Source organism: Candidatus Nomurabacteria bacterium, from assembly GCA_020632395.1.
Classification (GTDB): Bacteria; Patescibacteriota; Dojkabacteria; order SC72; family JAHDCA01; genus JACKFQ01.
In genome coordinates, this window is sequence record JACKFQ010000001.1 from 319,631 (window position 1) to 335,183 (window position 15,553).

16 protein-coding genes and 2 tRNA genes are annotated in these 15,553 nt (G+C 40.2%); 11 read left to right on the forward strand and 7 right to left on the reverse strand.

The window, feature by feature from the left end; translation table 11 throughout:
• Nucleotides 1-81: 81 nt before the first annotated feature.
• Both H6763_01510 and H6763_01515 read right to left on the reverse strand, forming a co-directional pair.
• Nucleotides 82-1,179 (reverse strand): AI-2E family transporter, encoded by a 1,098-nt coding sequence (locus H6763_01510; GenBank protein ID MCB9803485.1) that lies wholly within the window; start codon nucleotides 1,177-1,179, stop codon nucleotides 82-84.
• Between the two features lie 22 nt (nucleotides 1,180-1,201).
• Complete coding sequence (locus H6763_01515; GenBank protein ID MCB9803486.1) at nucleotides 1,202-1,861, reverse strand: DUF2085 domain-containing protein; 660 nt, start codon at nucleotides 1,859-1,861, stop codon at nucleotides 1,202-1,204.
• Between the two features lie 71 nt (nucleotides 1,862-1,932).
• On the opposite strand from H6763_01515, the gene H6763_01520 reads away from it, so the two are divergent.
• Nucleotides 1,933-2,631 carry a hypothetical protein gene (locus tag H6763_01520; GenBank protein MCB9803487.1) on the forward strand — a complete coding sequence of 233 codons (699 nt, stop codon included), beginning with the start codon at nucleotides 1,933-1,935 and terminating at the stop codon, nucleotides 2,629-2,631.
• A gap of 3 nt (nucleotides 2,632-2,634) precedes the next feature.
• On the opposite strand, the gene H6763_01525 is transcribed toward H6763_01520, so the two are convergent.
• Nucleotides 2,635-3,660, reverse strand: a complete 1,026-nt coding sequence (locus H6763_01525) for a hypothetical protein (GenBank protein ID MCB9803488.1) — start codon at nucleotides 3,658-3,660, stop codon at nucleotides 2,635-2,637.
• 95 nt (nucleotides 3,661-3,755) lie between these two features.
• Here H6763_01525 and H6763_01530 point away from each other — a divergent pair, with 95 nt between their 5' ends.
• From H6763_01530 to H6763_01550, 5 genes are all read left to right on the forward strand, one after another.
• A complete protein-coding gene (locus tag H6763_01530; GenBank protein MCB9803489.1) occupies nucleotides 3,756-4,481 on the forward strand; it encodes a class D sortase in 726 nt (241 codons plus the stop codon).
• 71 nt (nucleotides 4,482-4,552) lie between these two features.
• Entirely contained in the window at nucleotides 4,553-5,785 is a 1,233-nt protein-coding gene (locus H6763_01535; GenBank protein MCB9803490.1) for a hypothetical protein, read from the forward strand.
• A 28-nt stretch (nucleotides 5,786-5,813) separates the two neighbouring features.
• Nucleotides 5,814-6,404: an ATP-dependent Clp protease proteolytic subunit gene (locus tag H6763_01540; GenBank protein MCB9803491.1), complete on the forward strand. Its 591-nt coding sequence runs from the start codon at nucleotides 5,814-5,816 to the stop codon at nucleotides 6,402-6,404.
• A gap of 322 nt (nucleotides 6,405-6,726) precedes the next feature.
• A tRNA-Val gene (locus H6763_01545) sits at nucleotides 6,727-6,803 on the forward strand.
• Nucleotides 6,804-7,289: 486 nt separating this feature from the next.
• Nucleotides 7,290-7,814, forward strand: coding sequence for a hypothetical protein (locus tag H6763_01550; GenBank protein MCB9803492.1), 525 nt, complete (start codon nucleotides 7,290-7,292; stop codon nucleotides 7,812-7,814).
• 326 nt (nucleotides 7,815-8,140) lie between these two features.
• On the opposite strand, the gene H6763_01555 is transcribed toward H6763_01550, so the two are convergent.
• Nucleotides 8,141-8,767, reverse strand: a complete 627-nt coding sequence (locus tag H6763_01555) for a hypothetical protein (GenBank protein ID MCB9803493.1) — start codon at nucleotides 8,765-8,767, stop codon at nucleotides 8,141-8,143.
• Nucleotides 8,768-8,863: 96 nt separating this feature from the next.
• Between H6763_01555 and H6763_01560 the strand changes: the two genes are divergently transcribed.
• Together H6763_01560 and H6763_01565 are read left to right on the forward strand one after the other, a co-directional pair.
• Nucleotides 8,864-8,940 (forward strand) — tRNA-Val (locus H6763_01560).
• Nucleotides 8,941-9,061: 121 nt separating this feature from the next.
• On the forward strand, nucleotides 9,062-9,628 hold the full coding sequence (locus H6763_01565; protein MCB9803494.1) for a GNAT family N-acetyltransferase: 567 nt from the start codon (nucleotides 9,062-9,064) through the stop codon (nucleotides 9,626-9,628).
• 359 nt (nucleotides 9,629-9,987) lie between these two features.
• Here H6763_01565 and tnpA read toward each other — a convergent pair whose 3' ends face one another.
• The 3 genes from tnpA to H6763_01580 form a co-directional block, all read right to left on the reverse strand.
• Nucleotides 9,988-10,383, reverse strand: a complete 396-nt coding sequence (tnpA, locus tag H6763_01570; GenBank protein MCB9803495.1) for an IS200/IS605 family transposase — start codon at nucleotides 10,381-10,383, stop codon at nucleotides 9,988-9,990.
• A 222-nt stretch (nucleotides 10,384-10,605) separates the two neighbouring features.
• Nucleotides 10,606-11,577 carry a tRNA-dihydrouridine synthase gene (locus H6763_01575; GenBank protein MCB9803496.1) on the reverse strand — a complete coding sequence of 324 codons (972 nt, stop codon included), beginning with the start codon at nucleotides 11,575-11,577 and terminating at the stop codon, nucleotides 10,606-10,608.
• Nucleotides 11,578-11,581: 4 nt separating this feature from the next.
• Nucleotides 11,582-12,043: a YbaK/EbsC family protein gene (locus H6763_01580; GenBank protein MCB9803497.1), complete on the reverse strand. Its 462-nt coding sequence runs from the start codon at nucleotides 12,041-12,043 to the stop codon at nucleotides 11,582-11,584.
• Nucleotides 12,044-12,140: 97 nt separating this feature from the next.
• Here H6763_01580 and H6763_01585 point away from each other — a divergent pair, with 97 nt between their 5' ends.
• The 3 genes from H6763_01585 to rpmF all read left to right on the forward strand — a co-directional run bounded on the left by H6763_01585 (nucleotide 12,141) and on the right by rpmF (nucleotide 15,527).
• The gene (locus tag H6763_01585; GenBank protein ID MCB9803498.1) at nucleotides 12,141-12,560 is read left to right on the forward strand and encodes a hypothetical protein; all 420 of its coding nucleotides are present in this window, start codon (nucleotides 12,141-12,143) and stop codon (nucleotides 12,558-12,560) included.
• Nucleotides 12,560-15,271: an ATP-dependent Clp protease ATP-binding subunit gene (locus H6763_01590; GenBank protein ID MCB9803499.1), complete on the forward strand. Its 2,712-nt coding sequence runs from the start codon at nucleotides 12,560-12,562 to the stop codon at nucleotides 15,269-15,271. The genes H6763_01585 and H6763_01590 overlap by 1 nt, the downstream gene beginning before the upstream one ends.
• Before the next feature lie 79 nt (nucleotides 15,272-15,350).
• A complete protein-coding gene (rpmF, locus tag H6763_01595; GenBank protein MCB9803500.1) occupies nucleotides 15,351-15,527 on the forward strand; it encodes a 50S ribosomal protein L32 in 177 nt (58 codons plus the stop codon).
• Nucleotides 15,528-15,553: the final 26 nt, after the last annotated feature.

Consider the following 15,553-nt stretch of genomic DNA (forward strand, 5'->3'; position numbering starts at 1 on the left):
CAGCCTATGCAATCCAGTATACATCACATTCTAGCACAGTATGACACTGGGGCTAAGTATCTTCGGGCTATAAGTTAGCGGTTAAAGTTGTCCTATCTTATTAAGCTTCTGCAACTTAAAGAAAAATTCATATGCGATCTTTAATAGTACAAGTATAGGTACAGTCAATACCGCACCAGTCACACTACCTAAAGTGAAACCGATCAAGATCCCAACAACAACGACAATCGGCTTCAACCCAGCAACATTACCCATTATCTTGGGTGTGATGAATACATTATCGATCTGTTGGATCAGTACATAACCAATCGCCACAGCGATCGCAGATCCAAAACCAGATGTCAGTAATGCGACAAATATTGCCGGAAGAGAGGAGAATATCGGTCCTAGAGTAGGTATGACGGTTAATAATCCCGCAATGGTGGCTAAAGGCAATGCAAACTTCACTCCAATGATCGATAACACAATAAATGACAAAGTACCGATTATCAACATCAAGGCACCTTGACTAAGTAACCATGTACCTAACTTCTGTTCAACCTCAACGATCAATTCTGTGACGAGAGTCTTTCGCTTCTCATTTTGGATCCGCAGAAGAAGTATAGCGATAAATGAGTCATGCTCAAGAATTATATAGACAGAAAGAATGATCATGAAGAACAGCGAGCTAGCAAAACCACCAATACTCGAAAGTGCACTAATAGTCTCGTCAGCTCCTGAAAACCACGAGCTGATGAAGTTCGTTCCGGAGATATTGTTATCATAGAAATTTTGTAGGCTCGTCCTTAACTCACTCTCTTTGACATCAATAAATGGAATTTTACTCAAAAAATCCGCCGAGTCTGTGAGGAGATTTTCAATAAAGCCAGGTATATCGCTTGAAACCACATTCAGCTCGATTGTGATCGGTCTGACAACAGCAAAAGAGATGAAAGTGACGATCAGTAGCATACCGATATATGTTACAGCAACAGCAAGCACCTTAGGAACTTTCTTTCTCTCTAATGTCGAAACTAATGGGATCAGCGAAGATGCTATGACAAATGCAAAAAATACCAATACGATGATAGGGAATATTCTGTAGATCAGTGCTAGTGCAAATATCGTCACCAATATCCTAAAAATTGTATTCCAAGAAATATCAACAACGACCATATCTGCTTTCTTTTTCTCTGTCATACAAAAATTACCCTCAAGTTATCTAACGATCTTCTTGCTTATTATATAACATATTGTTGCTACTTATTAGATTTGGGAATATCAACATCCCGAATCCGACCCCAAAGAGTCCACCGGTTATGATCCTTTTCCATATACTAGCGAAATACGCATCCGGAACCCAGGATAGATCAAAGATCTCTGCGATCAGTTGGAACCCACCGTCCAGCATCATCGGTAACATTAGAGCCAGTATCAAACCCCATTTGAATGTGTACGGTAGATCCTTACCACTTATTCGGTATTTCAATATATAAATCAACCCAAATGCAACGAGAGCCACATAGATAGCTAGATCCCTTATACACAAAGCCACCTTATAACCTACCTGATCATTTCCGACATACGGATGCCCATAGATAGATGTAGATAGAGCTTTTGGTACATAGGGATTTTCAGCCGGAATGACACCCTTAGCTTCAAGTTCGTCTAGTGAATAAAATCTGATAAATCCCTCCTGTCCGAGTATGAACATCGATCTCTCGACCCTTTGATGACAAAAGACGCGATATATAGCTGTCACTTTCTGACCAAGTTCAGGGTGACCAAACTTTTGTAGGAGCGGACCAGTAAATGCCCCAAGTAGATATATGCAGAGGAATATGAGCATTCCCTCAGCTGAATATTTGCGAAGTAACTCCATGTGTTAATATGATTCAAATCAAACTATTCTTCGATTATACTGGATAAGTTAATTATTGATAGTGAATTCTCATGTTCGATCTATTCAAGAATTTTGGATCATCGGATTCAATAAGTTTTTTCAAGCTATATAACAATCTCCGTGCATGGCAAGATGCGGGTAGATTTCCTGCTGAGTATGAGTTGCCAGAAGCGATCTCTTTTACAGAGGATTTCTGGAAACGTGTCATCAAGCTATACAAATACACTAGAGCTGATGGATTTGAACGAGCGATAGCAGTTTTCTGGGCTGATGGAGATCTGATACTTTCTTCGGATATCATGGGAAATCGTAAAGCTGTCACACCAAAAAGTAATGTGTCCGTATTGTACTCAGCATCTAGACATAAAGGATATCTCAGAAAAGAAGTTTTTTTGAATGACAAACTTTATAGTCGTAAAGATGTTTATGAAAAGAAAGTTCCTCGTCAAATTGAGGTCAAATATCTTTTCAATATGCATACTCATCCGCCACATGAAGGAGCTGATGGACAGAACTTCTATACATACTTCTCAGCACAAGACATCAAATCCCTTCTGGCATCCAAAGCAGTTATCACTGGGATGATAGGAGATAAATTGAATATCCTCTTCAGGACATCAAGTACACCATCATCAGCTGATCAGATAACAGATCAACAAATAAATATGGAGTTCCTAGTTAGGGAACTCCATATCGCTGTTTACCAAGGTGATTTCAAGTCAAAGGTCAAACGTGTGACCATCAATTGACCTTTATCTCTTTGAACCTAGTTTGACTGCAACAACTCCGCTATTGAGTGAAAATACTGCTACTGCGATCAATCCTAAGATAAGCATTAGAGTGTTCCCACCTAATATATCCATGGCTGCATCTAATTCACCAGCAGCTTCAGGAAGATCAGGAGTATCAGTGACACCTGCTACTGTACCGTCACCAGTAGTAACACCATCACCATTCAGATCACCGTCAGCATCATCAACCACACCATCTCCATTTACGTCACCAGAGGCGATCGGTTCTACAAATGCTGGGTATGAGACTTCAAGTTTGAGGGCTAATTCTCTTTCGTTTCCTGCCTCATCTACCAAAGTGACATTATATTCAGTATCTTTAGCATTTAACTTGATCTGTTCGAAATTAAATTTCCCGTCTTCATTAGCTGAGGTGTAATACTCAACACCATCAGGAGCAGAAAGTCTGACAATAGCATTTGGGTCGACTGTTCCTGAGAGATCGAATTTTCCATCCTGTGAAATTGGATCGTAGTCAAATTCAGCCTCTGCTGAAGGAGCTGTCTTATCTAAAGTGATACTTGAGATATCTGACTTCTTGCTTCTATTTCTTAGAGGGAATCCTTCAACTGTTGCAGCTTGGATATCATACACTCCCTCCTCGTTGGGCAATGTTAATTCTGCAGAAAATTCACCATCTGAGTCTGCAGTAGCAACGACATCAGATTCTTCACCATCGATAAAGAACATTACTTCACCATCTGGTGAGGTAGTACCTTCAACTGCTGTCACTTCCTCGTTTGTATATAGATTTGCTTTGAGTGTGGGGACTTCAAGAGACTCATCGATCTCGGCAGTCCTTCTTGAAAGCACTACGACAACAACTGCTAATACAATGAATGCTGCACCAAGAAGTATCAACCCAAAACCTATGATCTTGGCCATCAAACTATCTTCTTCTGTAGCCATTTGCTGATTGACCTTATCGACCATCTTCTTGTCAACAGACTGATTTCTAGTATCCGTACCTTTTGTAGTTGGTTTCATCAACCGAAACTTTGATCAATTTATTACAAAAGGATTTTAACCTAATCCTATAATAAATGCAATAAGCGTATGTGTCTGGTATAATATCAGCCAAGATGAATCGCACAAGAACAAGAAAAGTTTTTCTTAAAACATTAAGTCTATTTATTACCCCTCTACCATTCATAGGGGCACTCCTTCTGATCGTATATCCAAACTATAATGATATAGTTCTGGCAAAAGAGTCGTTCGATCCTCAAGGAAAAACAAGAAGTGTTACATTACATCTATTTACAACATTAGCGCCTTCAAAGGCACTTGTTGATTACGAAGCAGATTTTGACAACAGCAACTCACTGGAATATGTTTCTCCTGAAGTATTAGCTCGTTTCCAGAACTCTGGAACGGTAGCTCAGAGATTAGAGCCTATATCAACTACGTTGAACATAGAGTCCGCTAGGATCAATGCTCCCATAAGAGACGGGGAAGATGCATTTGCAATGGAACGAGGTCCTTGGCATTTCCCTCTTTCAGTCAGACCTGGAGAAAAAGGTAATATGGTTGTGATTGGCCATAGATTTGCAGAATTGCCTCCAAGCACAAATACGTTCTTCAATCTTGACAAGATCAAGATAGGCGACAAGATCACGATCACACAGCAAGGAGGGATCGAATACACTTATACTGTCACAGAAACAAAAGTTGTTGAGAAAAATGACCGCAGTATCCTTGCAGATCACAATGACCATCGGATCACTCTAGTGACTTGTACCCCCCTGTGGACATCAAAACAGAGATTAGTAGTAGTAGGTCAACTGGACAAAGCCTACAGAAATATATAGAATACTCACGTTTTTACAGTACGGAGTTATTTCCTACTGCAAACATCTTGTAACTTTATAAACGCTTATCCATGGACGATTTTTACAGTAGAGAGGACGATAGCTCGAAGAAGCATGAGATCATATTAAAAATGGATCTCCCTGCAGATGCATTTGCAAAATCATACGAACAACTTTTACAAACAAAATCCAAAGATCTCAATCTAAAGGGTTTCAGAAAAGGGAAAACCCCAAAGGAGATGATCGAACCAAAAATGAGGGATCTGGTCCTAGCTGAAACATTTGAAAGGATCGCTCCATACTATGTAAATGCCGCGATCATAAAAGAAAAACTACAACCGGTAGCACCACCAGAATACCTAGATCTTGGAGAATTGAAAGTAGGAGAAGGTATCAAATTCACAGTAAAGGTTACAGTTATGCCTGACTTTGACCTTGCAGACACAAAAAAGATCAAGGTCGAACAGCAGAAACCCGATGTGAAAGAGACAGAGATAGATCAGACACTTGAAACGATGTTCAAGAACAATGCCACAACACACGATCCCAAAAAAGAGGAGAAGCCGGATGACGAATGGGCACTCAGGATAGCAAAGTTGTATCAATTCGATGATGTACGATCTTTAGCCGACTTAAGAGCAAAGATAAAAGAACTGATCATGCAACAGAAGAGAAGTATCTTGGATCAAAATGCTGCAAGTGATGCAATGCGCGAGGCTGTAAAGGTGTCCAAGATCGAAATACCCCAAGCAGCTATAGTATTTGAAGCACAACAACGTGAGGAAGCATTTCAAAGAGACCTTGATGCGGCAAAAATGAGCATGCGTGATTTTCTTAAAGAAAGAGATCTCCGACACGAGGAGTTGAAGGAAATGTGGTTGAAGGATGCTAAAGAGGCACTAGAGAACGATGTTGTTCTAAGGATCTATGCAGACAAGAAAGATATCGTTATTGAAGCTGATGAGCTCAGGTCAGAGATAGAAGCTATGAAGAAAGCTGCAGAAGCACAATATCGCCATGACCATGAAGGACATGATCATCCGATGGAATTCGATGAGAGCGCTTATGATGACCCACAATGGCAGGAACAGATAAAAACCTATATGAGAAAACAGAAAGCATATCGACAATTTCTACAAGAAGTTTTCGGAGAAGATTTTTTTGGGAATGATGAAAAGAACGACCAGGAGAGTAAGAAAGCAACCACAAAAGGATCAAAGGTAGAAACAACGAAAAGCAAAGAGAAGAAACCGGAAACTTCGGATAAAGCCAAAAAAGACGTAACAAAGAAGAAAGCTAAGTAAGATAAATATAAAATTTTTAAATTAACCAATGTTAATACCTACAGTCATCGAATCAGAAGCGAGAGGCGAGAGAGCATATGATATATATTCTCGCCTACTAAAAGACCGGATCGTCTTTGTAACAGATGTGATAGAAGTTAATATGGCCAATACAATAATTGCCCAATTACTATTCCTTGAAAAAGAAAATCCAAAACAGGACATCCAAATGTTCATAAATTCCCCAGGGGGTCAGATCACAGCAGGTATGGCGATCATTGATACAATGAACTATATTAGCTGTGATGTATCGACCACATGTGTAGGGATGGCAGCTTCAATGGGAGCGGTATTATTATCAGCAGGAAAGAAGGGTAAAAGATTTGCGCTACCTCACAGTGAAATTTTGATACATCAGCCCTTGACACCAGGTATCGAAGGTCAAGCCTCTGATATAGCAATACATGCAGAACATATGCTCAAGCAGAAACAGAGATTGTATGAGATCCTATCAAAAGCATCTGGACAAAGTGTGAAAAAGATAGAGAAAGACGCAGATCGTGACCATTATATGACGGCAAAAGAAGCAGAGGAATACGGCCTGATCGATCAAGTGGTTTCCAATAGGCAGGTAAAATAGCAAGATTTGATCAGATAATTAGCCACTCAACACATCTGATACACAAGTCGTAAACATCTTCGACCGACCATATTGTCAGCTTTCCTACATTATTGTCCGCTTTCTTAAGTTTATTATGAACAAAACTGAATCCCCCATGCATTAGCTTGGGAATTATCATTGGGTCTCGCGAAGCGAAACGCTAGTCTAGTAGGGCTGTTGAATAACAAAAATGTCCAGACCATAAGATCGAGGGATTATTATTCTCCATAATTGAGAACCTCTTTCATTAGGCTGACAGTTGAATAATAATAATTATCCGTATAAAATATCCGTCAGTTATGGGCGATTAGCTCAGCTGGTTAGAGCACTACAATGACACTGTAGGGGTCACAGGTTCGAGTCCTGTATCGCCCACCATGTAAACCCCCACCGAAAGGTGGGGTTTTAGGCTTAATTGTATTTTTGTGGTGCTAAAAAGCGTAGTTTACTGTATATTACAGCCAAAACTAATGAGTTATTAACTATGCGAAATAAAAATGTACTAAATGTGGGGACAAAAATACAAAGAAAGATGGCTTAGATCGTCATGGGAAACAACGTTACAAATGCAAAGATTGTGGAATCAGATTTCAAAACAAACCTCGTAAAACAACAAGCATCTTAGATCAATACGTCTTCGGTAAACAAACATACAAGCAACTAGAACTAAACCCAAGAACAATACAAAAAGAGATAGACCAAATAACTTTCGACTTTCCTGAATTAATACCTAGAACCTGTGTAATCTCTTTCGACACGACTTGGTTTGGCGATCTAGGAGTTAGTGTATGTAGGGATATAACTAACAAGGAGAACTTACTGTGGGTATTCGTAGAAAGAGAAAAACAAGATCCATATGACTACATGTATAAGAAATTAATTGAGAAAGGTTTTAGTATCTTAGGGATTGTTGTAGATGGCAGAAGATCCTTCTACAACAGCTTTGGTACTACTCCAATACAGATGTGTCACTTTCATATGGCTAAGATATTAGCCAGGTATTTAACTAGGCATCCTAACCTCCAAGTAAATATAGATTTATGGAATATCTGGTACAAAATAGAAACATTAACTCCATACCAATTACATAAAGAGTTGTTTAATTGGTATAGGGTTTATGCAGATGAGCTTGTACAAGGATATATAGATCCAAGAGACAACAGATGGAGATATACTAAAGAGAGAACCGTAAAAGCATACCAGAGTTTACTCAGATTCACACAGTATTTATTTGTGTATAAGACATCCAAATGGATCCCGAGCACGAATAATTCAACAGAGGGCATGTTTAGTCAAATGAAGAGGAAAATTAACATCCATAATGGACTAACACTTGGGAGAAAGATGAGAATTGTTCACTACTATTTACTAAATAACAGACCCCAATAGCACCACAAAAATACAATTAAGCCGGGTTTTACATGGTCTGGGTGGTCGGGAATCAATCTCACACGAAGTGTGTGGTTCGCATACATGTGGCACATACCTCCACATGTATCTAGCGAGGGGAGCGAAGCGACCCGAGCGTTGCCCCTGTATCGCCTAGTATTAAAACTCGAAATATATCGATCATTTAATGACGGTGGGTATATCAAAATTGCTGATTGTGATCCGAAACCACCAGCGTATGTTTATGAGATATGTAATTCTCCAATTTCGTCATCAGATCATAGATCCTATATCGAGATCACAGACGATACCTCAGAATATCTTTACTACTGATCGATACTCAACTGAACATTCTCTCTCAAGAACCATTCTCCGTAATTCTCCACAAACCTATACACACAGTAGGCTAACATGATCCCACCAGCAATATCTATCGTCCAATGTCCCCAAGAGAGATCCATCGATATCACCTCGATCAGACCATTTAGCAGAGCAAGTGTTCTAAGTGTTTTGTACTTGGGAGGTATCACAAAGAATACGATAAATACAAATGCTGTATGACCTGATGGAAACATACCTGCTTGATGAAAATATTTTTTTAGGATCCCATGAGATATCTCATTTCCGAGTGGTTTTCCGAGTGGGGTGGCTATGTTCAATATCGCGCGAACACAATACATCACTCCAAATGATGCCATGATCTTGTAGATTTGTTCCGGAGCTTTTCGTATATAGCTAATCAATAGGAAAAATGCTACCAATACGCCGATATCAGCTACGATCTCTAGAGATTGGATGTATGGCAGGAATTCATGTATAAGGTCTACTGCAGATGCTCTAGATGGATAGTACATATCGATCATATAGCTGGTAAATCTTGAACTCACAAACCCAAGCAACAGAAGTAGCAACGCCACAAAGAACTGTTTCGTTTCTTTTTCTCTATTTCGCATAAAAAAACTGTACCAGAAGAACATCAGTAAATAAAGAATGTCTAATCTATAGACAGTGCTATATCTTTCCTACATGTTGTATAATTTCACACATACGGGCGTTTAGCTCAGCTGGTTAGAGCGCTACAATCACACTGTAGAGGTCGTAGGTTCGAGTCCTTCAACGCCCACCAAAAGAGTAGGGGTGCTGATCCCTACAAGGCATCTCTCCCATACTGCCTCCTTGCCTTCAGGATCGGTTTCTATATATCATAAACCGTTTACGACACCCAGAATTAATTAACACCCAATCCAATGATTCCAGATATTAAAGAATTGTCCGTAAAAACTGAGATTCAAAACTACATCACCCGTGAGGTAGGGATCCTAGAGCCTTTAGATGACGACTGTGATGTAACAGCAAAAGACATTCAGCAGATAGCAACTATTTGTAATTCCCCAACAGTTTTCGATATGTTATTTGCTGATCTAAGCGCTTTTAAAGGTCGAAGGTACGGCCCTGAAGATGCCGACTTCTTTGTCAGCAAAAAGAGTAGGGCGGAATGGCGCGATGTGAAGGCATTTGTGTATGTCGCAAGGAACTCGAACGGCCAGATAGTTTGTGCTGTAGATATTAAGTCACCGGAAATTCAAGATGCCGAGATAGGTTATTGGGCGGATCCAGATAACCCAGGATGGATGACTAATTCAGTGATCGCCTTGACAAGAATTGCAAAGAAGGCAGGATTTAAAAGGTTGTTTGGTCTGGTTCGTCTAGGCAATGTTCGTTCAGAAAAAGTTTTGTCTAATGCCGGTTTTACACTAGTAGGAGAAGTTATGACGAATGACATCCAGTACAACAGATATGAAATGCTTTTGTAAGAATGATCTTTTTGGTGTGGCCTCAAATTTTCAATCGTTACCTAAATCCTTCAACAAATATCTTCCTTAAATGATCGTCGTACCTGATCCATTAATTCTAAATAGCAACGTCGCAAACAAATATGACTGATATAACGACATAATCCCAATCCCCAACACACTAATTCGCATTTTTTACCGCGAAGTAATAGATAAAAGATACGATATATCCGTATCCAGCAAAAAAACTTACTATCAGAAGTATCAGCCAAATATCTCTATCTTTAAAATCTCTATTGTAACAATCAAACAACATCCAAACATGAATTGAGCCGACTCCCTCGGCATGAATGCCGGGGATTCCGGCTAGGGGTGTCATTTTAGGATTGTGAAGAAATGTACCTTTTTACCACCCCCTCTTCTATCTCACCTACTGTTACTGCAAAATAGCCGTCACACCAAAAGCTATCCCCCCATAGAAACTCATCTAGGTCTGGATACTCTTGTTTTAATAATCGACTACTCACACCTTTAATCTTATGCATTACCGATGATAAACTCTCTCGTGGTTTAATTTGGATTAACATATGAACATGATCAGTCTTGATTGCTAATTCCTCTATCCACCATTTATTTAGTTTACAACCTTCATACAATATCTCTGTTAAGCGTGTTGATATATCCTTACGAAGGATGTTCTTTCTCCTTTTGGGTATCCAGACTACATGATACCGAAGTCTGTGTTTTGTGTGAGATCCGCTCCAATATTTCTTCACATCCTAATTATGACACTTCGCTCAGACGCCCTCAACAATGCTACGCCTTGTTGTGGATCAGTTCGCTTCATCCCCAGTCTTAAAAGACTTGGGGTATTCGCGTCGACTCAATAAAGATAGCACAACGACAACCAAAAATATCAAATAAATGAATATCACAGTAAATATCACAGGGGAAAACAACAAGAAAAGTGACAAAATAAAATCCATAACAGACACTACTCAACTTATATGATCTTGGAGTGTCCTCTCCATTTCATGGAGATCCTTGGAGTGGAGGAGTTTGTCACGTAGTAGTGAACCCCCCGGAATATCACGTACATAGATCTTCATGAATCTTTTTAGTATATCAGCGTTCTTTCGCTCTTCCCAATACTCACCAAACGACCGTATGTGCTGAAGCCCCAACCGCAGTAGCTCATCCGACCGCTGTACATCATCCGGCCCTTGATCGGAAAAGATCCATGGATCCTGAAATATCCCACGACCTATCATTATACCGTCTACACCGTATTTTGCAGGATAGGTGAGTAGTTGTTCTCTGGTTGAGACATCACCATTACCGATGATCAATGTTTGCGGAGCTATACTATCGCGTATCTTTACTGCTTTTGCGATCTCGTCCCAGTTAGCTACTCCTTTTGACTGTTGTATGACACTCCTTCCGTGTATTGCTAATGCTGACAGGTTATATTCCAATAGGAAACTGATCCAATCTTCTGTCTCTATCTTTGAGAATCCCAACCTTGTCTTAACTGACACTGACTTACCTGAAGAATTTTCTTGTGTAGCTCTTATGATCTCAGTCGCCAGACCACGATCTTTCATCAATGCAGAGCAACAGCCCTGCTTGATGACTTTTTTCACTGCACAACCCATATTTATATCGATACCATCAAAACCGAGATCGATAGCATACTTCGAACCAAAAGCGTACGCCTCAGGGTCTTTTCCCCAGATCTGCGCTATGATGGGGTGCTCAACTGGATCAAATTCTAGACGATGGTGTACTTTTTCACGCCCATGTTCAGATCTTAGCCCTTCCGAACTAGTAAATTCTGTGTAGAACAGATCCGGTCTGCCGATTCCAATGATCAATCTACGAAAAACCGTATCTGTAACATCTTCCATAGGTGCTAGTACAGTGAACGGTTTTGGTAATCTTTCCCAGATTGAGGTAGAAGAAGGTCGCATACGATCAGATATCAAGTTCAATTGCACCTGTGATCTCAACAAGTCTGGAGTAGGGTACCCGAAAGACGGAGTTACCTGATCCAGCAGCTGCAATTACATCAGCATCCCTGCTAAAACCACTAAGTATATACGTAACAACTTTCGTAACATGCCCAAGTGGAGGTACTCCTCCGATCGAATATCCTGTAAGACTTTTCACCTCATCAGGCGTAGCCATGCGACAATTCTGACCAAGAAATTTAGTCAATCTTTCAAGATCTAAACGTCTATCACCTGGTACAAGACATATACAGAATTCGAGAGGTTCTCCATATGCAACTAGAAGCGATTTCACGATCGAAGAGACATGGACTCCGTTTGCTTTGGCAGCTGACTCTGCTGTCCTAGTTTCTTGATCTAGCTCTACGATATCAATACCCTCAAGCTTGTTATCGGAAACATATTGTTTGAATTGTTGTACTGACATTTCAGGGATTATATCCTTTTGACGGCAATTATTGTAGTTATTCCAATATGAACGGAAATTAAGTAAAATCTATTGGGTTTATTGTTAAAAAAAATATATGGAATCTGCCCAAGCAAACAAACAGATCTTAACGAATTTACCTCCGGTATTCCTGAGTTTTGAGCTGGATAGAGAACCTAGCCTCTCAAAATTGATCTCTATGTTCTTTTCAGACTTCTTCGACTGGTGGTACATAAAGATGCCCTTACTATTGAGCAAATATGCTTCACGAGTATTTGAGGTAGTTGTCGATCAAACCTCTGTTTTTCTATTGATGAAGACCTTTTTTGTACCATGGCACCGAGATACTAAACCGGTAGGCTACTTTATGGGAATTGTCATGAGGATCCTTTACATTCCGATTGGTCTAATAATGGTTTTACTCTCCTTTGTCCTTGCATACGGTAGTGTAATTGCGTGGCTGATCATTCCCTTACTTGCCGTTGTTATGCTTATACTTACTCCATTTCTAGGCTGATGAACAGAGCGAACATCCAATCGAACAAAACAACGATCCTGGGATATCACGATAAAAGTGAGAATTCATATACACTGATCAGCGATGAACTTCCGATACTCCTAGATGAGACTTATGCTCCTTTTCTCATAACCACAGATTATCATTACACTATCAAAACGAAGGATCTATCTACATTGATAAACACATATCAAAAGATAGAAAAGTTCGATAAATACAAATCTCTCTTAGCACAGGCATTAATACTACCAGGTCTCATCGTGTCTGTTCTTTTTATGTTTACTACGTTTAGATTGCTACCCGAGGTATCTTTCATAACTGCTATTGTTGGCAGTAAGGTTGCCAGTATTACTTTCTGGTTATCCATATTAGGTGTGATCGTTCTATGGCATGAATACTATCGCAACAAAAGCCATCCTATCAAGATCCCCCAATCTGAAGACTTTGACGAGAAAAATCTCGTCGAGATAACCACAAAAGGGGTCGAATTTGAGAAATACAGTATGCTGAAGGCTCTGTATTTTTTAGGTCAAAGGAGTCAACAACTTCTTGTTGATTTCACTAGTAACAATGGGCTCGATTCTATGGAATTATTCAAAACTTTGGTATCACATCCAGATGTGATAGAAATGGTAACCAGATCAGATCTAGATCTTTCCTTAGACCAATTAGACACTTATGGAATAAATGCAGAATCCATGCCTAGCTATCCATTACCTGCACTACGAAGCATCATGTTATATGCACTGAATGAAGCTATCCTTTCGGGGGCAGATAATATCAAACCTATACATATCTTCCTATCGTACATGAGAGTGTTCCCGATATTAAAGAAGTATCTCAAGGACAAGAATTCATCACACGAGATCCTCCAGCAGGTAGCTTATTACATGTTCTCAAAGGAAAAAAGCATTCGCTCTGTAAATCAATTCAATGTAAATTTCCCATACTTCAAAACCGGTGGTATAGCCCGAGAATGGATCTACGGTTATACATTCTTCCTAAACAAATTCACCAAAGATCTGAATCAAAAGATGGCTTTCGAACAAAACAAATTTGGTATAGGACATGATAGGGAAGTAAACGAACTAGTTTCTGTGGTTGGTAGACTATCCAAAAACAATGCCCTGTTGATCGGCGAACCCGGAGTAGGGAAGTCCAGCATCATCAAAGGTCTTGCCCAAAAGATAAATCGAGGGAACGTCCCCCCACAACTCCTGAATAAAAGGATCACGCAACTGGATCTCAACACACTCATAGCAATATCTGGCAAAGATCAGAACCTCGAGGCATTGGTTGGCAAAGCTATGGGGGAATTGGAGAGAGCAGGAAACACAATTTTATACATTGACGAAATACAGCAGATCATACCTACACAATCCCAGGAAAGTGGTCAGAATATCGCGGGTATACTTCTACCCTTCATTATCGACGGAAAGTTCCCGATAGTAGGGTCTATCAATTATCGTGACTACAAAAAGGCTTTTTACGATAACGAGTCGTTGAAGAATAGTTTCGAACCGATCGAGGTGTCTGAGCTTACAGCATCAGATACCATGAAGATCATGCAGACAAAGATCGAGCTACTGGAAAAGAATTACGGACTGTATGTGACTTTCCCTGCGCTCACTACAGCGATCGAACTCGCTCAAAGATACATAGTGGACAGAAGATTACCTGATAGTGCTGTAAATGTCATAGAGGCAGCTTGCGCATGGGCTCAGGCTTCTGGGATCAAGAAATTAACCAGTGCGGAAGTAGCACGATCCGTTGCGATGCAGATAAATATCCCTGTTGATGATATCACAGTAGAGGAAGCAACAAACCTCATGAATCTCGAATCGAACATGACCAAACAGGTCATAGGACAGGATGAAGCTGTACATTCAGTGGTCGAATCCCTTAAACGTGCTAGGACAGATATAAGGGATCCCAACAAGCCTATTGGAGTATTCCTCTTTCTAGGCCCCACAGGAACCGGTAAGACTCATCTCTCCAAGGTCTTAGCCAAGGAGTACTTCGGATCTACCGAACAGTTCATTCGTCTTGATATGTCTGAATACCAAGAGATAAATTCCATTAGCAAGATCTTGGGTTCTAACCAAGAAGATGCACGTTCTTCGATAACACTCTTAGACAAGATCAAACAGCAACCATTTTCTGTTATCTTATTCGATGAGATCGAAAAGGCTCATCCACAGGTATTGGATCTCTTCCTTCAACTATTTGACGATGGTAGATTGACAAATTCGTTTGGAGAGACGATAGATTTTACAAATTCAATAATCATTTGTACCAGTAATATTGGAAGCAGGCAGATCATCGATGCTCTTGAGCGAGATGGTTCTATGTGGGAGGAAGCAAAGCAGAGTGCATTATTAGAGTTGAGGGGAGCCTTACGACCAGAGCTGATAAATAGGTTCGATAAATTGATCATGTTCGCACCACATGGTATCGAAAATCTAGTTCAGATCTCTAAGTTACTGCTAGACGATCTGGCGATCAGGTTACAAAACCGAGGTATCTCGATCGTTTGGGAGGAATCGATCCCCATGTTGATAGCAAATAACGCCCAAGAGCCAGGGATGGGTGCTCGACCGTTGCGACGGTTCATACAGGATAGGATCGAAGCAAAAGTTGCTGATGAAATACTTTCAACTGGGCTAACTGCTGGTGATACGGTGCAGATCAAAGAGAGCTGGTTAGCATAAAATCATACATTCACTTGCAACTCTATCTTCATTGCAATATAATTCGCAGAGTTAAAGGATAATCTGATACGACCCGAACATGGGAGCGCAACCAAAAAGAAAGATCTCAAAAGCTCGAAAGGGAAGGAGAAGATCTCATAACGCACTCGAAAAGCCTGCGGTGGTGACATGTCCAAAGTGTGGGAAGACAAAGCGACCCCACTTCGAGTGTGAATTCTGCGGACATTACGGACCAAAGCCTGCAGATAAGAAATAAAACTTAGCTTTTCTAAACGAACTGCC